This is a genomic window from Microbacterium sp. 71-23, from assembly GCF_001897265.1.
GTDB classification, from domain to species: domain Bacteria; phylum Actinomycetota; class Actinomycetes; order Actinomycetales; family Microbacteriaceae; genus Microbacterium; species Microbacterium ginsengisoli.
This window is the reverse complement of sequence record NZ_MKSL01000017.1, coordinates 173424-193042: the sequence shown is the minus strand read 5'-3', so window position 1 is coordinate 193042 and position 19619 is coordinate 173424. Positions and strand designations below refer to the sequence as shown.

Annotated in this window: 23 protein-coding genes; 10 read left to right on the top strand and 13 right to left on the bottom strand. The window is 67.1% G+C overall.

The window, feature by feature from the left end; genetic code table 11:
* The first annotated feature begins 60 nt into the window (after positions 1 to 60).
* The 8 genes from BGO15_RS07550 to BGO15_RS07515 all read left to right on the top strand — a co-directional run bounded on the left by BGO15_RS07550 (position 61) and on the right by BGO15_RS07515 (position 6562).
* Positions 61 to 879 (top strand): beta-keto acid cleavage family enzyme, encoded by an 819-nt coding sequence (locus BGO15_RS07550; RefSeq protein ID WP_056208482.1) that lies wholly within the window; start codon positions 61 to 63, stop codon positions 877 to 879.
* A complete protein-coding gene (locus BGO15_RS07545; RefSeq protein WP_235557361.1) occupies positions 794 to 1723 on the top strand; it encodes an enoyl-CoA hydratase/isomerase family protein in 930 nt (309 codons plus the stop codon). Before BGO15_RS07550 ends, BGO15_RS07545 begins: the two co-directional genes overlap by 86 nt.
* Entirely contained in the window at positions 1720 to 2961 is a 1242-nt protein-coding gene (locus BGO15_RS07540) for a CaiB/BaiF CoA transferase family protein (protein ID WP_197425739.1), read from the top strand. Before BGO15_RS07545 ends, BGO15_RS07540 begins: the two co-directional genes overlap by 4 nt.
* Positions 2958 to 3383 carry a tautomerase family protein gene (locus BGO15_RS07535; RefSeq protein ID WP_197425738.1) on the top strand — a complete coding sequence of 142 codons (426 nt, stop codon included), beginning with the start codon at positions 2958 to 2960 and terminating at the stop codon, positions 3381 to 3383. The genes BGO15_RS07540 and BGO15_RS07535 overlap by 4 nt, the downstream gene beginning before the upstream one ends.
* Before the next feature lie 112 nt (positions 3384 to 3495).
* Positions 3496 to 4665 carry an acetyl-CoA C-acyltransferase gene (locus tag BGO15_RS07530; RefSeq protein WP_056208475.1) on the top strand — a complete coding sequence of 390 codons (1170 nt, stop codon included), beginning with the start codon at positions 3496 to 3498 and terminating at the stop codon, positions 4663 to 4665.
* A 95-nt stretch (positions 4666 to 4760) separates the two neighbouring features.
* The gene (locus BGO15_RS07525; protein ID WP_056208472.1) at positions 4761 to 5315 is read left to right on the top strand and encodes an NAD(P)H-dependent oxidoreductase; all 555 of its coding nucleotides are present in this window, start codon (positions 4761 to 4763) and stop codon (positions 5313 to 5315) included.
* Positions 5312 to 6325 (top strand): SLAC1 family transporter, encoded by a 1014-nt coding sequence (locus BGO15_RS07520; RefSeq protein ID WP_167626500.1) that lies wholly within the window; start codon positions 5312 to 5314, stop codon positions 6323 to 6325. The genes BGO15_RS07525 and BGO15_RS07520 overlap by 4 nt, the downstream gene beginning before the upstream one ends.
* On the top strand, positions 6326 to 6562 hold the full coding sequence (locus BGO15_RS07515) for a hypothetical protein (protein WP_056206861.1): 237 nt from the start codon (positions 6326 to 6328) through the stop codon (positions 6560 to 6562). It abuts the gene before it with no gap.
* 351 nt (positions 6563 to 6913) lie between these two features.
* Here BGO15_RS07515 and BGO15_RS07510 read toward each other — a convergent pair whose 3' ends face one another.
* The 11 genes from BGO15_RS07510 to BGO15_RS07460 all read right to left on the bottom strand — a co-directional run bounded on the left by BGO15_RS07510 (position 6914) and on the right by BGO15_RS07460 (position 16238).
* A complete protein-coding gene (locus BGO15_RS07510) occupies positions 6914 to 7642 on the bottom strand; it encodes an MBL fold metallo-hydrolase (RefSeq protein WP_056206864.1) in 729 nt (242 codons plus the stop codon).
* Between the two features lie 38 nt (positions 7643 to 7680).
* Entirely contained in the window at positions 7681 to 8703 is a 1023-nt protein-coding gene (gene dmpG, locus BGO15_RS07505; RefSeq protein ID WP_056206867.1) for a 4-hydroxy-2-oxovalerate aldolase, read from the bottom strand.
* Positions 8700 to 9656 (bottom strand): acetaldehyde dehydrogenase (acetylating), encoded by a 957-nt coding sequence (locus BGO15_RS07500; RefSeq protein ID WP_056206870.1) that lies wholly within the window; start codon positions 9654 to 9656, stop codon positions 8700 to 8702. The genes dmpG and BGO15_RS07500 overlap by 4 nt, the downstream gene beginning before the upstream one ends.
* A 2-nt stretch (positions 9657 to 9658) precedes the next feature.
* The gene (locus BGO15_RS07495; protein WP_056206873.1) at positions 9659 to 10075 is read right to left on the bottom strand and encodes a hypothetical protein; all 417 of its coding nucleotides are present in this window, start codon (positions 10073 to 10075) and stop codon (positions 9659 to 9661) included.
* The gene (locus tag BGO15_RS07490) at positions 10072 to 10914 is read right to left on the bottom strand and encodes an SDR family NAD(P)-dependent oxidoreductase (RefSeq protein WP_056206877.1); all 843 of its coding nucleotides are present in this window, start codon (positions 10912 to 10914) and stop codon (positions 10072 to 10074) included. Before BGO15_RS07490 ends, BGO15_RS07495 begins: the two co-directional genes overlap by 4 nt.
* A complete protein-coding gene (locus BGO15_RS07485) occupies positions 10911 to 11765 on the bottom strand; it encodes an alpha/beta fold hydrolase (protein WP_056206880.1) in 855 nt (284 codons plus the stop codon). Before BGO15_RS07485 ends, BGO15_RS07490 begins: the two co-directional genes overlap by 4 nt.
* 42 nt (positions 11766 to 11807) lie before the next feature.
* On the bottom strand, positions 11808 to 12407 hold the full coding sequence (locus BGO15_RS07480; protein ID WP_082483029.1) for an aromatic-ring-hydroxylating dioxygenase subunit beta: 600 nt from the start codon (positions 12405 to 12407) through the stop codon (positions 11808 to 11810).
* 62 nt (positions 12408 to 12469) lie between these two features.
* The gene (locus tag BGO15_RS07475) at positions 12470 to 13705 is read right to left on the bottom strand and encodes an NAD(P)/FAD-dependent oxidoreductase (protein WP_056206883.1); all 1236 of its coding nucleotides are present in this window, start codon (positions 13703 to 13705) and stop codon (positions 12470 to 12472) included.
* Positions 13702 to 14040 (bottom strand): bifunctional 3-phenylpropionate/cinnamic acid dioxygenase ferredoxin subunit, encoded by a 339-nt coding sequence (locus tag BGO15_RS07470; protein WP_056206887.1) that lies wholly within the window; start codon positions 14038 to 14040, stop codon positions 13702 to 13704. The genes BGO15_RS07475 and BGO15_RS07470 overlap by 4 nt, the downstream gene beginning before the upstream one ends.
* Entirely contained in the window at positions 14033 to 15400 is a 1368-nt protein-coding gene (locus BGO15_RS07465) for an aromatic ring-hydroxylating oxygenase subunit alpha (RefSeq protein ID WP_082486412.1), read from the bottom strand. Before BGO15_RS07465 ends, BGO15_RS07470 begins: the two co-directional genes overlap by 8 nt.
* Positions 15401 to 15407: 7 nt before the next feature.
* On the bottom strand, positions 15408 to 16238 hold the full coding sequence (locus BGO15_RS07460) for a 2-keto-4-pentenoate hydratase (RefSeq protein ID WP_056206889.1): 831 nt from the start codon (positions 16236 to 16238) through the stop codon (positions 15408 to 15410).
* Between BGO15_RS07460 and BGO15_RS07455 the strand changes: the two genes are divergently transcribed.
* On the top strand, positions 16237 to 17328 hold the full coding sequence (locus tag BGO15_RS07455) for a zinc-binding dehydrogenase (RefSeq protein ID WP_197425737.1): 1092 nt from the start codon (positions 16237 to 16239) through the stop codon (positions 17326 to 17328). The genes BGO15_RS07460 and BGO15_RS07455 overlap by 2 nt on opposite strands.
* On the opposite strand, the gene BGO15_RS07450 is transcribed toward BGO15_RS07455, so the two are convergent.
* Positions 17325 to 17900 (bottom strand): helix-turn-helix domain-containing protein, encoded by a 576-nt coding sequence (locus tag BGO15_RS07450; protein ID WP_056206894.1) that lies wholly within the window; start codon positions 17898 to 17900, stop codon positions 17325 to 17327. The two genes, BGO15_RS07455 and BGO15_RS07450, sit on opposite strands and share 4 nt — an antisense overlap.
* A 128-nt stretch (positions 17901 to 18028) precedes the next feature.
* Here BGO15_RS07450 and BGO15_RS07445 point away from each other — a divergent pair, with 128 nt between their 5' ends.
* On the top strand, positions 18029 to 18817 hold the full coding sequence (locus tag BGO15_RS07445) for an IclR family transcriptional regulator (protein ID WP_056206896.1): 789 nt from the start codon (positions 18029 to 18031) through the stop codon (positions 18815 to 18817).
* Positions 18818 to 18826: 9 nt separating this feature from the next.
* Here BGO15_RS07445 and BGO15_RS07440 read toward each other — a convergent pair whose 3' ends face one another.
* Positions 18827 to 19615 (bottom strand): enoyl-CoA hydratase/isomerase family protein, encoded by a 789-nt coding sequence (locus BGO15_RS07440; RefSeq protein WP_056206898.1) that lies wholly within the window; start codon positions 19613 to 19615, stop codon positions 18827 to 18829.
* Positions 19616 to 19619: the final 4 nt, after the last annotated feature.

The window sequence follows — 19619 nt, the reverse complement described above, 5'->3', positions numbered from 1 at the left end:
AGGCCTACACCGGTCCGGCCATCCGACTCCGCGCACACTCTCAAGACGAGGAGATCGAACATGACCGTCGTACTCACTGTGGCCCCTACCGGGCCGATCGCGACCACGCAGGACAATCCGACCCTGCCCACCCAGCCGGAAGAGATCGCCGACGCCGTCCTGGATGCTTATCGCCTGGGCGCGTCCGTCGCGCACCTGCACTTCCGAGATGCCGACGGCCGGCCGACTGCTGACCTCGACATCGCCAGACGCACCGTCGACCTCATCGCAGAGCGCTGCCCCATACACATCCAGCTCTCGACCGGGGTCGGCCTGTCCGTGCCGTTCGAAGAACGCGAGGCTCTTGTCGAACTGCGCCCGCGCATGGCGACCCTCAACCCGTGCTCCATGAGCTTCGGCGCCTTCGAGTTCCGCAACCCGCCGGCCGACGTGGCTCGCCTCGCCGCCCGGATGCATGAACTCGGCGTCAAGCCGGAGCTCGAGATCTATGACACCGGTCACCTCGAGGCCTGCCTGCGGCTGCGCGACAAGGGGCTGCTCGACGACGAGCCGATGCAGTTCTCGATCGTTCTCGGGGTGCAAGGCGGCATGGCCGCAACCGCGGACAACCTTCTGACCATGGTCCGGCGCCTGCCCGAGGGCGCCGTGTGGCAGGTCATCGCCATCGGGCGCGCCAGTCAAGAGCTCACTGGCATCGCCCTCGGGCTCGGCGGGAATGTCCGCGCCGGACTGGAGGACACGCTCTATCTGCGCAAGGGCGAACTGAGCCAAGGCAACGACCCACTGGTTGAGCGTGCGGCGCGAATGGCGGCCGCATTCGATCACGAGCTCGCGTCGGTCGCAGAAACGGAATCCCTGCTCAACCTGCCACCGCGCTGACCGCCCGACCGACAAACATCGCGCGAACGACACAATCAAGGACCACATGCACATGGGAACCACACCAGCCTCCACCCTGACCATCGGCAGGGCCCTCGACGGCGCCGTTGCGATCCTGACGATGGAGCACCGGCCGTACAACCTGCTCGACAAGGCGTTCGTTCTCGCCCTGATCGATGCACTTCGCTGGACAGAGGAACAGCAGGCGCGAGCGGTGATCCTCCGCAGCGGGCTTCGGCACTTCTCGGCCGGAGCAGAGCTCGACTCGATGCTTGCGGAGACCAGGGACAGTGATGTCCTCGATTGGCACCTCGTCGATCTTCTCGACGCCTTCGACGCGCATCCGGCGCCTATCGTCGCGGCCGTGCACGGCACCTGCGTCGGCGGTGGCTTCGAGCTCGCCCTCGCCTGCGACCTGGTCGTGGCGGCCGCGTCCACCAAGTTCGGATCCGTCGAGGTGACCGTCGGCCTGCAGCCGCTGATGGGCGGCGTGCAACGGATAGCTCAGCGGGCCGGGGCGGCCAGAGCCAAGGAGATCGCGCTCCTCGGGCGACGCTACGACGCCGCGACGCTGGAGCGGTGGAACATCATCAACCGGGTCGTCCCCGACGAAGACCTCGACACCGCGACGATGGTGCTCGCCCAGGAGCTCGCCCACGGGCCGACGCTTGCGAACATCGCGACGAAGCAACTCGTCTCCGTCGCCGTGAACCGCGGAACCGCCGCCGCCGACGAGGCGATGGCCGAATTGCAGCGCCCAGTCTTCCGGTCCGAGGACTTTGTGACAGGGGTCACGTCATACCGGGACAACGGCATCGGCCAGGCGTTCTTCGAGGGGCGATGAGCACGATGACCGACGCCCTGCCGCTGGAAGGATTCCGCGTCGTCGACTTCTCGCGGGTGCTCGCCGGCCCCCATTGCGCGAAGACCCTCCTCGATCTGGGTGCCGATGTCATCAAGATCGAACCGCCCAGCGGCGACCTCTCGCGGCGCGCCTTTCCCGGCAACGGGGAGATGTCCGGCTACTACGCCCAGCAGAATGCCGGTAAACGTAACGTCAGCATCGACCTGAACGTCCCCGGTGCCCGAGAAGTCGTGGCGCGCCTCTGCGACAAAGCGGATGTGATCGTCGAGAACTTCCGCCCCGGCGCCCTCGCCGCGTTCGACCTCGACTACGACACCATCGCGAGGACGAATCCCGCCGTCGTCTACGCCTCGATCAGCGGCTACGGCCAGCACGGGGCCTGGCGGAGTCGGTCGGCCTACGCGCCGACCGTCCAGGCCGAGACCGGCATCACGGCGAACACCCTCGCGCACTTCGACCGCGATGAACGGCCGAGGAGCGATTCCTTGTCCCACGCCGATGTGTACGCCGGGCTGCACGCGACGATCGCGATCCTCGCGGCACTCGCGGACCGGGAGCGGACCGGTCGCGGTCGCTACATCGACGTCGCGATGGCCGCGGTCATGCTGTCGATGAACGAGCGCGTCCACGTCGACCTCTCCGGCATCGACCTCGGCGCCGAGCGGCCCGTGCTCGGCGCCACCGACGGTCCGTTCTTCACCGGCCCTGGCGGCGAGCGGTTCGCGAGCCCGATGAGCCTCGTCGGAAGCCTGACCTTCCCGTTCTACGTCGCCGCGATGCGCCGACCGGATCTCGCCGAAGACCCGAGATTCCTCACCCCCGAGCTCCGCGAACAGCACCTCCCGGAGCTGCACCGGATCGTGCAGGACTGGATCACCACCTTCGCCGACATGGAGTCCCTCGACGTGCAATTCGACGAAGCACGGATCGCCATCGGCCGGGTACGCACGATCCAGGAGTTCGTCGAGACGGAATGGGCTCAGTCCTGGCCGGCAACGCGGAACGCCGTCGACCGGGACGGCGAGGCATACGCGATCCCCGGACGCCCGTGGCGATTCGACGACCACATCGTCCTCGATGACGCGGGCCTCGCCGCCTATCGCGGCGAACACAACGCCGAGGTCCTCGCCGAACTCGGTCTGAGCGCAGACGAGATCGCCGAGCTCACCCGCACCGGGATCCTCGTCTCCGTAGAGCCCGTCTACCAGGAGGGGTGAGTCCGATTCCCGTCGTCGACATCACGCTGCTTCGCGGGCGAAGCCGGGAGTCGCTCCGTACGATCGCGGACGCCGTGCACGACGCCCTCGTGGCCGAGTTCGGTATCCCTGTCGATGACCGGTTCCAGGTCATCCATCAGCGCGAGCCGGACGAGCTGATCTTCGACACCGGCTTCCTCGGCGGCCCCCGTACCGCCGATTTCGTCCTTGTCCGGATCGTCGTCGGCAGGGAGCGCCCGGTCGAGACCAAGCAGGCCCTCTACCGGAAACTCGTCGCAGAGATCGCGGCGCGGGCGCGAATCGACCCGGAGAACGTGTTCGTCGTACTCGAGACCGTCAAGCTCTCCGACTTCTCGGTCGCCGGCGGGCGCCCCTTCCTGCCGGCGCACCTCACCCCGGAACCCGGACACGAGCCGCAATGAGCGACAAGTGATGGAACGGAACCGTCGAGATGCTCCTCCGCGAGATCGCCCCCGGCATCACCCTCGAGGAACTCCGGGCGATCCCCGGCGCCTCCCCTAAAGAAAGGTTCAGATGAACGCCCTCATCGTCGGCTACGCCCGAACTCCATTCGTGAAATTCAACGGTCAGTTCGCCGCGATCCCCGCCACACGGCTCGGCGCACATGCGATCAAGGCCGCGCTGCATCGAGCCGGTGTCGCGCCCGACGCGGTACAACGTGTGGTCGGCGGCCAGGTGTTGCAGGCCGGGGCAGGGCAGAACCCGGCACGCCAGGCTGCGGTGGGCGCCGGGATCCCGCTCACAGTGCCGTCGGTGACGATCAACGCGGTATGCCTCTCCGGCGCAGAGGCGGTCGCCACCGCAGCGGCCGCGATCGAAGCAGGACGGATCGACGTCGCGGTCGCCTTCGGCATGGAGTCGATGTCGCTCGCACCGCACGCCCTCCCTGCGAGAGCCGGAACGAAGTACGGATCGATCGAACTGCTCGACCTCCTCGAGCACGACGCCCTCGTCGATGCCTTCGAACAACGCTCGATGGGCTTGTCCACTGAGGAGGGCAACGAGGACTACGCCATCCTCCGGACTGCGCAGGACGAGGTCGCAGCGCGCTCCCACATCCATGCCGCCGCGTCGGCCGACTGGCTCGCCGCAGAGATCGAACCCGTCCTCGTCCCCTCGAAGCGAGGAGACATCGCCGTGACGGCCGATGACGGGGTTCGCGCCAACACGACCGTCGAGGTGCTCGCCGGCCTCCGCCCAGCCTTCTCACCCGGAGGCACCATCACCGCCGGCAACTCCTCGTCGATCAACGACGGCGCGGCCGCGCTCGTGCTCGTCTCGGCCGCATACGCTGAACAGCACGGACTGTCGGCGATCGCGACGGTCGAAGCCACGGCGTTCGTCGCCGGCCCGGACGTGCGCCTGCACGCGCGGCCAGCGGACGCCATCCGCGCCGCCCTCGCCCACATCGACGCGACCCCGGATGACCTCGTCAGGATCGAGATCAACGAGGCCTTCGCCTCCGTGATCGTCCACTCCGCCCAGCTGCTCGGCATCGGACCTGAGCGCGTGAATCGGCACGGCGGTGCGATCGCGATCGGCCACCCGGTCGGCGCGTCTGGTGCTCGCATCGTCGGGACCCTCGCCCGACAGCTCGCCGAACAAGGAGCCGGACTGCTCGGGGCCGCAGCCATCTGCGGCGGCGGCGGTCAAGGATCAGCCGTTCTCCTTCGAAGCATCTGACGGCAGAGACGCCGCGCACGACGCCGTAGCCGCCCAGTGCACCTCGACGGATGCCCCCCTCATCACATCCACCAACGTCACGGAGACCGAACACAATGACTGAGCAGCAGATCGCAGAGATCATTGTTGTCGTGGGGCATCCCGACCTGAGCGAGTCACGGATCAACGCCGCCCTCGTCCACGAACTCGAAGGGCTTCCCGCGGTGCAGGTGCGCACCCTGCACGAGCTGTACCCGGATGGGCAGATCGACTTCGATGCCGAGCGCACCGCGCTGGAGAGCGCGCAGAACATCGTGCTGCAGTACCCGCTGTACTGGTACTCGACACCGGGCCTGCTCAAGCAGTGGCTGGACGAGATCATGACGCGCGGCTGGGCCTACGGCACGGGCAAGCCCGGCGTGCTGAAAGGCAAGACCCTGCGGGTCGCGATTTCCAACGGCGGCGTCCAGGACGCCTACCAGCCCGAGGGATTCCACGGTTGGCCGATCCGGCAGGTGCTGATCCCGATGGAGGCCCTCGCCAAGCGCCTCGGCGTTATCTGGCTCGAGCCGCAGATCATCCACGGCACCTGGGACCTCACCGACGAGCAGCTCGCCGCCCGGGCCGCCCGCTACCGCGAACTGCTGACCCTCAGGGACCTGGCCGCGTGAGCGCCTCGGCGAGTCCCGCACTATCCCGGGCCGGCACGACCCGGGCCGAGCCGGACGCGCCGTGGCTGCCGTTGAACCTGTTCGCGATCCCGCTCGGTCTGGCCGGTCTCGGCGGCGCCTGGTCGGCGGCATCGACACAGCTGGGCGCGAGTCCGATCCCGGCCGAGGTCTCCTTCGCCATCGCCACGTTGATCTGGGCTGGTTTCACCGTCGTCTACCTCACCGGCGGGCTGCGTCGTATCGCGTCCTTCACCGCCGACCTGCGGCATCCGCTGACGGGCCCGTTCACGGCCTATATCCCCGTCGTCGCGATCCTGTTGATCGCCCACTACGCGCCCTACCTCGGGGACGCGGCCGTGTGGCTGATCCTGGCGGCGACAACAGTCCTGGCCGTGATCGCCGCGCAACTGGTCGCCCATTGGCTCACAGCGTCGATCGAACGCGACGCACTCCATCCAGGCTATTTCCTGCCGGTTGTCGCCGGGTCCTTTATCGCCAGCATCGGCTTCACGAGCGTCGCCCAGCACGAAGCGGCCATCGCCGCGATCGGCATCGGGGTGTTCTTCTGGCTCGTGATCGGCACCATCGTGATGGCCCGCCTCGTTACCGGGGCACCGCTGCCGCCCGCGTCGCGACCCGCCCTGGCGATCCTGGTCACCCCACCGGGGACAGCGAGCGTGGCGTGGTTCGCCGCCACCGGCGGGAGCGTCGACGTGATCCAGGAGATCCTGGGCGGGATCGTGCTGTTCATGTTCCTCGTTCAGCTCGCTCTCCTGCCCGGGTATCTGCGGGCACCGTTCACGATGCAGTACTGGGTGTTCACGTTCCCCGCCGCCGTCCTTGCCAACGACGGCATCCGCTGGGCGTTCGCTCTGCAATTCCCCGGCTGGCAGACCGCGGGCTGGATCGTGCTCGGCGTCTTCACCACAGTGATCCTCGCGATCATCGCGGCCAGCATCTGGAAGTTCACCCCTAGGCCCCGACCGCACCTCGAGAGGGCAGGCCGATAGATGACTGCTCACGAGGCTCCCGTCGCGGAGCTGCTTCCGATCGCGCGGCTCGAACAGATGGGGCAGCGCGGCAGCGCGAAGCGGGGCCGCGGCGAAGTCAACGATCCGACGACGTGCGGACTCCTCGAACTGCTCGTCGGCGCGCTCACCCCCGAACAGTGGCGAGGGTCGCGCGGTCTCGGCGTCGTCTACCGTGTCGCCGCGTCCCGTAGACCGATCGGCGAGGTCCTTCGCTGAGCTCTGCGGCACCTCGGTTCCTGCTGGACATGGCGAAGATCCCCGCGATTCCAGGGTGGTTGGCGGTGGTTTCACTCTCAGGATTCCACACGGCCGCGCAGCGTTCTGTGGCGACTGTCACCTGCACACCCCACTCCGACATGATCGGAGCAGGCTGGTGGTGGAGGTGGCTCGACGCGCTCTATGCCGTGACCGAAGAACTCTTCGTTTGCGAGCGGTCGCGGGCACGGTTGCGTTCAAATCCGCTGATCGTCCCACGCACTTGCGAACCGACGCAGAAACGACGTGTCTGGACCTGGCGGCACAGCGTGCCGCCAAAAAGCACGCGTCGTTGCTACTCCGCCTGGAGCCCTACGGGGGGTCGAGAGGGCCGACAGGACGTGACAGGCGTCCGGTCGATCGCAGGTAGTCCGCCTCCACGTGCGCCATCCACGCCGCCGCACGCCGCCGACCCGGATCGTTCGGATACCGAGAGCGGAGGTGGTACTCCAGGTCGAGGTCGGGATGCGCGCGAAGGAGCTTCTCGAGTCTCGTGAGCCGGCGGTGGTGATGCGCGAGCGCTGCCGAGGCGTGTGCCCCGACATCGGGGATGAAGTCCCCATGCCCGGGCAGGCCGGGCAGGCCCCGGAGGGAGGAAATCGTCGCGAGGGAGGAGAGCAGCGCATCGAGGTCGCCGGAGCGACGTGACACGAACGTGGCGTGGCGTCCGCCGAGCAGAGTGTCGCCCGTGATCACACACGACGCGCCCTCCGAGTCGACGCGGAAGCACACCGAGTCGTCCGTGTGTCCCGGCGTGGACAGCACCTCGATCCGGACGGGTGAGAACGCGAGCATCGCCCCCCTGCGGAGCGGCGCGCTCGATCGCGCGAGGGCGGGGTCCGCGGCGTGGACAGGCGTGCCGCTCGGCAGCATGTCCAGAGCAGCCGAGTGGTCGGGGTGTCGGTGCGTCAGAAGCACGCTTGCCACTACGGACGCGCCGATCGCCTCGTCGAGGTGCGCGCGATCCGCGGGGCCGGGGTCGACGATGAGCACTCCGGCCCCCACGTCGATCACCCATGTGTTCGTGCCGTCGAGCGTCATCGGCCCCGGGTTCGGGGCCAGGACGCGCCGGATTCCCGTCAGCGCTCCAGAGGACCGGCGGCGCCGACCATGTCGAGGGCTATGTCGGTGATCATGTCCTCCTGACCGCCGATGAGCTTGCGTCGGCCGACCTCGACCAGGATGTCGCGGGCATCCAGCTGATACACGGCGGCCGCCTGCTCGGCATGCCGCAGAAAGCTCGAGTACGCACCCGCGTAACCGACGGACAGCGTCTCGCGGTCGACCTGGACGGGGCGGTCGTGGAGCGGCCGCACGAGGTCGTCTGCGGCATCCTGCAAAGCGAAGACATCGGCGCCCACCTCCCAGCCGAGCAACTTCGCAACCGCCACGAAAGGCTCGATGGGTGTGTTGCCGGCGCCTGCGCCGTGTCCCGCGAGCGAGGCGTCCACGCGGTACGCACCCTCCTCCACGGCGGCGATGGAATTCGCGACCGCGAGCGAGAGGTTCTGGTGGGCGTGGATCCCGATCTGTGTGGCCGGGTCGAGCACGTCGCGATACGCACGGATCCGCTCCCGCACGCCGTCCATCGTCAGGCGTCCGGCGGAGTCCGTGACGTAAACGCAGTTCGCGCCGTACGACTCCATGAGCTTCGCCTGCTGCGCGAGGGATGTCGGATCGTTGAGATGCGACATCATGAGGAAGCCCGACACGTCCATCCCCCACTCGCGGGCGGCGCTGATGTGCTGGGCCGAGACGTCGGCCTCCGTGCAGTGCGTCGCGATCCTCACGGAGCGCACGCCGAGGTCGAACGCCTGTCGCAGCTCGTGAAGCGTGCCGATGCCGGGGAGCAGCAGCGTCGTTAGCACAGCGTTCTTCGTTGCACCCGCCACGGCTTCGATCCACTCCCAGTCGGAGTTCGAGCCCGGCCCGTAGATCAGCGAGCTGCCGGCGAGACCGTCACCGTGAGAGACCTCGATGGCATCCACTCCCGCCGCGTCGAGCGCCGCAGCGATCTCCGCGGCCTTCGCGGGGGCGATCCGGTGGCGGACCGCGTGCATGCCGTCGCGGAGCGTGACATCCTGCAGATAGATCCTCGTCATGCGACGGCCTCCTTCTCCCGGGCCGCGACGACGAGTCGTTCGGCTGCGCGCAGTGCTGCGCTGGTCATGATGTCGAGATTTCCGGCATAGCTCGGCAAGTACATCGCCGCGCCCTCAACCTCCAGGAAGACCGTCACTCGCGTGTATCCGTCCTCCTGCACGCGGTCGGCGGGTACAAGAGTGTCGAACTCGGGTCCCTGGTCCAGGAACTGGACCTGTTGCTTGAGGCGGTAGCCGGGCACGTACTCCGCGACCGCTGCCACCTGGTCGGCGACGGCATGGGCGACCGCCCCTCGCGTGGCCTCGTCGAGACGGCTCGTGAGCACCTGAACGGTGTCGCGCATGATCATGGGAGGCTCGGCCGGGTTGAGGATGATGATCGCCTTGCCTCGAGCCGCACCGCCGACCGCCTCGATCGCCGACGAGGTCGTCTCGGTGAACTCATCGATGTTCGCGCGCGTACCGGGCCCGGCCGACTTCGAGGCGATGGATGCGACGATCTCGCCGTAGTGCACGGGAGTGATCGAGCTGATCGCCGCGACGATCGGGATCGTGGCCTGGCCACCGCACGTCACCATGTTGATGTCCTGTGCGTCGAAGTGGTCGCCGAGGTTCACGGCCGGAACCACGTACGGCCCGATCGCGGCAGGGGTGAGGTCGACGAGCTTCTTGCCCAACGGCAGCAGCTTCTCGGCGTTCTTCTTGTGCGCCGACGCGCTGGTGGCGTCGAAGATCACCTCAATCTCGTCGAACTGCGGACTGGCGATGAGTCCGTCGACGCCCTCATGTGTCGTCTCGAAACCCAGTCGCGCGGCGCGGGCGAGTCCGTCTGAGCCGGGATCGATCCCGACCATCACTCCCATCTCGAGCGTGTCGGAGAGACGGATGACCTTGAACATGAGGTCAGTGCCGATGTTTCCTGAGCCGATGATGGCGATCTTCGTCTTGCCCATGACTACTCCTTCAGGGGAATGTCTTCGAGGATGTGGGGCTGCGCCAGCACCCAATCGGGTTCGGTCACGAGCAGCGAGAAGCTGCCGCTGAGCGTTTCGACATCGACCACGAATCGGTATCCAGCGTCTTCCGCCCAGGCGATGGCAGTGAGGTCTTGTTCGGGTACTGCCAGGATGACTCGGCGAGAGCGGGGACTCGCCTTGAGCACCTCGTGGGTGACGCGCTGCACGTCTGCGGCCGACACGAGTCCGTGCGTCGCGAGCTCGAGGTCGTGGGTACCGGCGGGGTACGCGTCGACCAGATGGCCGGAACGGACCGATCGGATGCCGATGAGCGCGGGGGCGTCGTCGACGCCGTCGACCGCGAAGAAGCGCTCGAAACCCGGCGGGAGCGCAGAGCCCAGCGAAACGTTCGTCATAGGTGATCTCCTCCTGCGGCCGTCGCAAACCCTCGGACACCGACCCCGCCGTCGGCGTTGATGATCGCGCCCGTTACGACGCTCGCGTTGCGGCGCGACGCCAGCAGGACGTATGGACCGGTCGAGTCGACGGGGTCGGTGCTGGCGTCGTGCAGCGGAACCCACATGTTGGGGCCGGGGGCGTCGTCGCGCTTGGCGAAGGACTGCTCGATGGATCGCGCGTCCATCCCCACGGCGGCCGGCCCGCGCAGATCGGTGCGAAGTCCGCCGATGGCGACGCCGTTCACTCGGACGTGAGGGGCGAGCTCATAGGCGAGCTGGGTAACGAGGCCTCTCGCGGCGAACTTCGCTGCGGTGTAGACGGGACCGCCTCCGGCCGCGTAGAACGCGGCGTTGGAGAGCGTCATGACGACGTTCCCCTTCGTCTTGACGAGTTCCGGCCAGGTCGCCGAGACCGTCAGCAGGTAGCCCTTGACGTTGATGTCGAACAGCTCGTCATAGATGCCCTCGATCTCTTCAGGCGTGGTCTTCGTGATCGATCGGTTGAAGTCCCAGATTCCAGCGTTCGGCACGACGACATCGATCTTGCCGAACGCGTCGACCGTAGCCGAGACGGCCGCCTTCAGATCCGATGTCGAACGGACATCTCCGACGACGGGCAGCACACGATCGGCCTCCGCACCCGCGGCATCGATCGTGGACTGCAGTCTCTCCGCGTCGCGACCGACCACGGCGACGCCCGCCGCACCCTCCTCGAGGAATCTCAGCGCGACGGCCCTGCCGATGCCGGATCCGGCGCCGGTGATGAACGCGACGTCACCCTCGAGCCATCCGGTCATGTGCCCGGCCCCAGGAATCCGACGACGAGTCGCTCGAAGTCCGCCTTCTTCTCGACCTGCACCCAGTGGCCGCAGCCGCCGAACACGTGCAGCTGCACCTTCCGGATATTCTTGAGCATGATCCAGGCTCCGTCGAGCGTGATCGTGCGGTCGTCGCGGCCCCACAGCAGGAGCGTGTCGGCGAGGATCTTCTCGAGATCCTTCCAAAGCGGATCCATGCCGCCCCGGCGAGCGAACGCGGTGTTGTAGCGGTGGTAGAACTCGATGTGGCTCGCGTCAAGCGAGGCCTCGTAGCGGGCCTGGATGCTGGCGTCGTCGAAGAGCTTCGGGTTGGCGACCATGACGCGGACGAAGTTCTTCATCTTGCTGAAGGTCGGGCCCTCGCCGTTGTAGTAGCGGAACATCTCCTTCTGGCCCTCTGTCGGCGTCGGGGCCGTCGGCAGCCAGCCACCTCCCGGGGCCATGAGGACGAGCTTCGTGACGCGCACCGGCTGGGCGATCGCCATGGCCAGCGCCGCAGCGCCTCCGAGCGAATTGCCCAGCAGGAAGAACGTGTCCACCCCCAGCGCGTCGAGCATCTGGTACATCGCATCGACCGTGATCTCGGTGATCGAGCGTTCAGCGAGATCCTCCTCGGTGGGGCGGTAACTGCCGCCGAACCCCGGCTGGTCGGGAAGGATGACCCGAAAACCTTCGAGAGCTCCCAGGTTGTCCCGGTAGTTCGCCAGCGCGCTCGCGCCCGGCCCGCCGCCGTGCATGAGGACGAGGGGCTCGCCCTCGCCGACGACCGTGACCGCGATCGGGCCGAGGGTCGTGTCGACGGTGCTCGTCTCGAGAGCAGTGGCGGTCATGGAGAATGCCTTTCGGTGGTGCGTGCGGAGGGGATGTGCGGATCAGAAGAACGTGCTGATGTTCTTCATCAGCAGGACGTTCTGCTCGAAGAGGATCGTGCGCTTGACGATCTCGAAGCCGTGCGCGCCCGTGCGCCGCAGGACGTCGTTGCGACCGCCGGCATAGAGATCGACTTCGGTCTGCAGCCGGTTCCGGTACACGATGAACGCACTGCGGGACTGGAGCAGCCCGTCGCTGCGCTCGCGGACCGACACGTTCGAGATGAGGTGGCGCGTGCGCGACGGCGGGTCCTCCGCCCAGGCCATGCCCGAGTCGTATCGGCGGATGCGCCACGCGAGCGAGTCCTTGGTCTCGTCGTAGAACGCCGCTTCGCCGGGCGCCGAGACGGCGAGGGCCTGCTGCCGGCGCAGGCGATTCGTGCGCGTCGGGGCCCAGTAGTGCAGGTCTTCCGCGAGCATCTCCAGCCAGTCCGCGAAGCGACCGTCATCGAGGAACTCCGCCTCGAGGAAGTAGAACTGGTTGACCTCGAAATGCGTGTCAGCGTCTGCCAGGCGCATCCCGTCGATCTCATCGTCCAGGATTCCAGCGCCGACCGACGTCGCCCCGTTCAGGGTCGCCGGGTTCAGGTGGCTGTCGGACATGGTCTCATCTCACTTCGTCTGCGGAACCGCTTCAACCGGCCGTGCCGGTCGCCGGAACACGGTCATCTGCGTGCCTTGAGGAGGGAGCGAAGGGGCACCGACGGATCGGAGAGCTCGCCGCGACTGACCGGGATGCGCTGATCGATCAGGCGACGTGCGGCGCGCACCGTCATGGCGTCGTCGATCGCAGCCGCTCCCGCGAGCAGCCCTTCATCGAGAAGGAACACGGCAGGATGATCGCCGCCTTCTCTCACGACCACGTCGCCGGGACCGGAGAGCCGGCCGACGGCCTCGAGGTGGATGCCGTGGCGATCGGTCCAGAACCATGGCGCGCCCCGCGACGGCGGCTCTAGCCCGAGCATCCCGTAGGCGGCATGCTGACCGCTCAGCTGGGCTGCCTCCCAGTGTTCCTCGCGGCGCAGCAGCGCACCGTCCTCGCCGCGAAGGCGTATGACGTCGCCGGCGGCGAAGACGTCCGGCGCGCTTGTGCGGTAGTCCGCCGAGACGAGCAAGCCTCCGTCGACCTCGATACCCGCGGACTCGGCCAGCTCGACGTTCGGGATGATGCCTATGCCGACGACGACCAGGTCGGCGGCGCATCGCGTGCCGTCGTCGAGGACGACCTCGAGTCCGTCCGGCACGGGTTCGATCGCAGATGCGACTCCCACCCGCACGTCGATGCCGCGCTCCGCGTGCATCCCGTGGAGATGGGTTGCAAGCAGCTCGCCGACAGCGGGTGTGAGCGGCACATCGACCGGATCGATCAGCGTGACGTCGGCGCCCACCGCAAGAGCCGACGAGGCGAGCTCCGCGCCGATGAGACCGGCTCCGATGATCACGACGCGGCAGCCGTGCGTGACACGCGCGCGCAATGCCGACGCATCGGCGAACGTGCGCAGAACATGCACGCCGGGAAGATCGGCTCCGGGGATGGGCAAGGTGCGGGCGCGCCCGCCGGTGGCGATCAGGATGGTGTCCGCCGCGATCACTTCGCCGTCGTGAAGCGTGACGGCGAGTGCCGCCGGGTCGATCGCCGCGGCTCCGGAGCCGAACTTCGTCTGGATGCGCTTCTCCGCCAGCTTCTGCGCGCTGGCGAACGCGAGCTTGTCGAGGCTGAAGTCAGGGGCGAAGAGCTCCTTGCTCAGCGGTGGCCGATCGTATGGCGCAGGCTCGCCATCCACGATCACGATGTCGCCCTCATGGCCAAGAGATCTGAGCTGCTCGGCGGCGCTGTAGCCGGCCAGCCCGGCACCGATGATCACGACGCGACCGGCGTCGCGCGGCGTACCTGTGGTCATGCGAGCCTCGCGGGATTGGGCACGACGCGCAGCTGCGATCCATCGATGATTACCCGGTGGCACGCGACGTCCTCGGTCGCGGGCATAGACATCACGGCGCCGTCCTTGAGACAGAACTTGCCCGCGTGGAGAGGGCATTCGACGACGCCGTTCTCGAGCCATCCCTCCGACAGGGAGGCCTTCTCGTGTGAGCACGTGTCGTCGAGGGCGAAGAACTCGCCGTCGTCGTTGAACACGGCGATGTCGTCGACGGTGCCGGTCACGGCAGCGTCGATCTTGATCCCCTCCCCCTCAGGGACGTCATCGATGTCGGCGACGACGATTCCCTCAGCCATCAGTAGCCTCCTCGTGCCACGCCGGCGTGTTCATGAGCTCCGCCCATCGCGCGTAGAACCGCCTTCCCGCGGCATCGCTGTACAGTGCGCTCGTCGAGCCCGGATGCACACCGTCGTCCTGTTCGGTGCCGATGCCCATCTGATAGTTCAAGGGCAGGGTGTTCGTTCGCCAACCATGGGAGATCGCCTGGATCTCGCTCCAGTTCTCGCCGTCGTCCTGCTCGAAGATCCCCGAGGGGCCGAAGGTGCGGAGGTTGTAGAGGCGCTGCGCCGTGCGGACCTCCTCTGGCATTGACTTGTCGAGCACGGTCCACGCCCAGACCTCCATCTCGTCGGGCCCCTTCGGGTGCCAGACGCGGATGCTGCCGTTGACGGGAAGGTATGCGAAGTTGGGGAAGACCGTCGCGTGCCCCGTGGTGAGAGGCCCTTCCACCCGGGCCGAACCCAGTCGCTCCCGCAGTGCCGCGTAGTCGTAGTACTCGTGGACGGGCTGTGCGTCGAAGCGGCTCTTGGGGTGGGTCGGGAAGCCCGTGCCGTTGCCACGGTTGTCGGAGTACTGGCGGCCGGGAGTGTTCACGATGTCAGCCTTCGGTCCCTTGCCAGTGGGCGAGAGGACCATGAGCGCCGAGGCATGGGACATGTTGACGTGGTACCAGTCGGTTCCGAACTGCTCGGCGGCGAGCTTCCAGTTCCCCTTCAGCACCCACTTCGTGATGCCGCCGACGATCGTGGTGCCTTCCGAGTCACGATCGAGGAAAGCCTCCATGTACCACTTCATGTCTCCGAGCTGGTTGAGCAGCGGCGGCGCGCTCGGGTTCCAGGTCGCGAAGATCAAGTCCAGCACCGTGTCCAGCTGAGCGACCTCGAGAAGTCCCCAGTCCTCGCGATCCCACGTCTCGGCTTGATAGCCCCCTTCGTTCGGCACGCTGATGAGCTTGCCCTCGAGGTCGTATGACCACCCGTGGTAGGTGCAGGTGAAGGCACGTGTCGTGCCATAGTCCGCGCGGAGCACGCGGGCCCCGCGATGACGGCACGAGTTGAGGAACGCTCGGATGCGGCCGCTCTTGTCCTTCGTGACGATGACGGGGTCCTCGCCCATGAAGGTCGTGAAGAAGTCGCCCGCCTTCTGCAGCTGCTCGACGTGTCCGAGGAACAGCCAGCTCGTCGCGAAGACGCGTGCCTGCTCCTGCGCATACAGTCGCCGATCGGTGAAGACGGAACGATCGATGAGCCCGTTGTCGCTGTCGACGAGACCGGAGACATCGATGTTCGGTGCAAATCCGGACGGGCGACGGATCTCGCCGGTCGGGAACATCGGGCGTTCGCCCTCGTGGGTGCTGGGCAACTGCGTGATGGTCATGGTCTGCTCACTTGCCTTGGGACGTCGAGACGTGCGCTGTCGAACTCAGCGAAACTGGGCGGAACCCTTCGGCGGTGGCCTCCCATGTCGAGCCCGGGGTCAGAGGGACAGCCGCGGCCACTGCGCCAGCGAGCACCACGTCCCCCGCACGGAATCGGTCGCCGTACTCGCCGATGGCGGACGCGAGCCAGTGCAGCGAAGTCAGGGGGTCGCCGAGCACCGCCGAGCCGGGACCGCTCGCGACGTCCTGTCCGTCCTGCACGAGCGTGATCACCGTGGACGGCAGCGCTGCGATCGTCGCCTCGCTCGCCGGCTCGAAGTCGCCATAGACGATCCTCGCGCTCGACGCGTTGTCTGCGACTGTGTCCACGAGCGTGATCCTCCAATCGGCCACTCGCGAGTCGATGATCTCGATCGCGACGGCGACGCCGCCTAGGCCCGCCGTGAGCTCGTCGAGCGTCGGAGTCGCAGGGAGATCGCTGGCGAAGCGAAAGGCGAACTCCGCCTCAAGGCGCGGGGCGATCAGGTCTTCGACGTCGATGGAGCCGCCGTTGGGAATCACCATCCGGTCGGTGATCACGCCGAAGTCGGGCTGGTCGACGCCCAGCTGTCGCTGCATTGCGAGCGATGTGAGCCCGACCTTGTGACCCACGAGCACTTCACCCCTCTGTGCACGACGGTGGATGTTCAGCCGTTGGACTCGGTACGCCTCGTCCAGACTCAGCCCCGCCTGCAGGCTCGACGGCGGCGGCACGGCGGACCGTGTCGCCTCGGCATCGCGGAGCGCATCCGCGAGAGCGATCAGCTCCGCGGGGACGACATCGAGATCGGTGGTCATGGCACCATCGTCAGCTATCGCGCCGGGCGGATCGAGTCTGCGTGCCGCGCTCCGGAACACCGGGTGCAGTCCGCCCACCTCGGCCGGGCAGGATCGTAACGGACTAGAGGAGGAAGCAGTGCGCGCTGCCGTCGCCGTCTCGCAGGACCCGAACGATCCGCTCGCCGGGCTGGAACTGACTACTCGTCCTGACCCGCAGGCGAGACCGGGTTGGACACGAGTGAGAGTGAGGGCGGCCTCGCTCAATCCGCACGACACGTGGACTCTCCGTGGAATCGGGCACCCTCCGGAGAGGATCCCTATCATTCTCGGCTGCGACGCAGCTGGGGTCACCGACGATGGGCGAGAGGTCGTCGTCTATCCGGTGATGGGCGACGCGGCGCGAGGAGGTGGGGACTCCACGCTCGATCCGCAGCGCTCATTGCTCTCGGAGACCATTGACGGCACGCTCGCGGACTATATCCTGCTTCCGGAGTCGATGATCGTGGCCAAGCCCGCCTCGCTCTTCTTCACGGAAGCGGCGTGCCTCGGAGTCGCATGGGGTACTGCCTACCGGATGCTCTTCACCCGCGCCGCTGTCAAGGCCGGCGACCGAGTGCTCGTTCAGGGAGCGAGCGGCGGAGTGGCAAGCGCCGCGATCGCTCTCGCGCGGGCTGCGGGAGCTCGGGTGTATGCAACGGCACGCAGCGAGCAGAAGCGCGAGTTCGCGCTCCGATGCGGTGCGGTCGAGGCGTTCGAGCCTGGGGCAAGGCTGCCTGAGCGCGTCGATGTCGTGATCGAGACGGTCGGCGAGGCGACCTGGGCGCACTCTCTGCGTGCTTTGCGACCGGGCGGAGCGATCGTCATCGCAGGGGCGACGAGCGGCGCGATGCCCCCCGCCGACCTTCAACGTGTCTTCTATCAGCAGTTGCGCATCATCGGATCGACCGGATGCACCCGACCCGAGTTCGAAGCCCTGCTGCGCCTCCTCGACACGACGGGTGTTCGTCCGCACCTCGAGACGATCGCGTTCGACGAGATCTCGACGGGCTTCCAGCGGCTTCTGGATGGAGACGTGCTCGGCAAGCTCGTCGTCGACTTCGACCGCTAGAACTGGCGCTCGCGACCGGACATCGATAGCTGGGGTGCGGTCGTGCAGACGAACACCGATGCCACAGGAGTCACCGCCTCGAAGAGGTGCTCACTGTCCGCAGGGAACCTGATGAAGTCGCCCGCCTTCGCGCTGGTCGGTGAAAGGACTGGCCCGAGTCGGACCCGACCCTCCAGCACGTAGCAGTGCCGCAGTGCGCCTCGGCTGCCTGATGAATGCCGAGATGCTCCGCGGTTGGCCTCGAGTTGGAGCACGGTGTTGGTGACGTATCCGGAGCCGAAGACCTGATCGAGGTGCCTGATTCGGAGGGCGCCCTGAGGTTGCCACTGAATCGCGTCACCCCGCTGCAGGAGGGTCTCGGAGCCCATCTCGGTGAGCAACGCTCGGATGCTGACACCGAGTGTCGCGGCGAGACTGTCAAGAGTCTCCACGGTGGGATTGCCCTTGCCTGACTCGATCGCGGCAATGGTCTGCTTTGCCAGTCCGGCGTCCCGTCCGAGGGCGGCGATAGAAAGGTTGCGCTCCTCACGGAACCGCCGAACGTTTCGCGCTACGACGTCGGCGATGGCCATCGGTCGACTCCAATCGTGGGTGGTAACGTCCATTTTAATGGACCAGTCGTCCGTTGTGACATGTGCTGAAGGGCCTGACAATGGAGGAAGAGACCACGACGCTGCATCAGTGAGGATGGAGTCGAACCATGACGAAGACGACGACCGACGAGGCGCGGGAAGAGCGGACTGCTGTGGACAAGGCGATCAGCGTACTGACGGCCTTCGGAAACGACGCCCAGCTCGGACTAGGCGTGAGCGAGCTTGCGCGGCGGGCGGGGCTGAGCAAGTCGACGACATTCCGACTGCTCGGAATGCTCGAGCGCAACGGCGTCCTCGAGCGGGCAGGCACGGCCTACCGTCTCGGACGCGTGATCCACGAGCTTGGAGCCCAGGCGAGCACGCCAGGACAGGACCGCGTTCGGGATCTTCTCACGCCCTTCCTCGCCGACCTCTACGAGGCGACCCACATGACAGTCCAGCTTGCGATGCTGAGCGGATCGCATGTCGTGTACCTCAACAAGCTGGAGGGGCATCAGCGACTGCGCACGCCGAGCAGGATCGGCGCGCGCATGCCCGCCTACTGCACCGCAGTCGGAAAGATGCTGCTCGCCCACAACCCGCGGGCGCTCGAGGAGACTCTGCGCGGCCCGCGTCACGCATGGACCGCCAACACGATCGTCGAGGAGTCGGCGCTGCGCGAGGAGCTGTGGAAGGTCAGGCAGTCAGGGGTGGCGATCGACCGGGGAGAGTCTCTCCACACGCTTGCCTGCGTGGCCGCGCCCGTGATCATCCCAGGTGGCGGCCCGATCGCCGCGCTGTCGGTTTCGGGAGACGCCGCATCCTTCGCACCCGGCGACTTCGAGGGCATCCTTCGACGCGTGAGCTATGGGGCGTCGAGGGCAGCTGCCATCCTGCGTTCTGCGAACGCGGCCTAGCCGCAGCTTCTAGCCTCGTCTCCATAGCGGCACCCGCTTCTCCGAGAACGCGTGAAGCCCTTCGCGCGCGTCGATGGAAGCAAGGACAAGCCGACCTTCGGCGTTCGATAGGCGCCAAGCACCTTCCTCATCGCGTGCATGTGCGTCTTCGATGCCGCGCGCGATGCGCTTGGTGGCCTGAACAGCCAGCGGTGCGTTCGAAGCGACCTTCTCGGCCAACGACAACGCCTCGGGCAGCAGATCGTGTGCCGCGACCAGCTTGTTGACGAGACCCCATTGGAGGGCCTCCGCCGCGGAGAAGGGACGTCCCGTCAGAAGGAGCTCCATCGCGACCTTCGGCGGGATCTGCCGAGGAAGGCGAATCGCTCCACCGCCCCCGGCATAGATGCCATGAGCGACCTCGGGGAGCCCGAAGGTCGCGTGCTCCGCCGCGATCGCGAGGTCGCTCGCGAGCACGATCTCGGTTCCACCCCCCAGCGCGAGTCCGTTCACAGCAGCGATCGTGGGCTTCGAGATGAGATGGTTCGTGTAGCCTGCGAACCCCCACGGATGAGTGGTCGAGTCCAGTAGCCCATCGAGCGAAGTGATGGCCTCTTTCAGGTCAGCCCCAGCGCAGAAGGCCTTCTCGCCGGCTCCCGTGACGACCACTGCGCGGATCTCGGTATCCCGCTCCGCCGCTTCCAACGCCTCACCCAGCGCCCGCGACACCGCGCCGTTGACGGCGTTGTGCGCTTCGGGCCGGTTGAGCGTGACCAGCAGGATGTGTCCTCTTCGCTCCTCGATGACGACGTCTGACATGCTC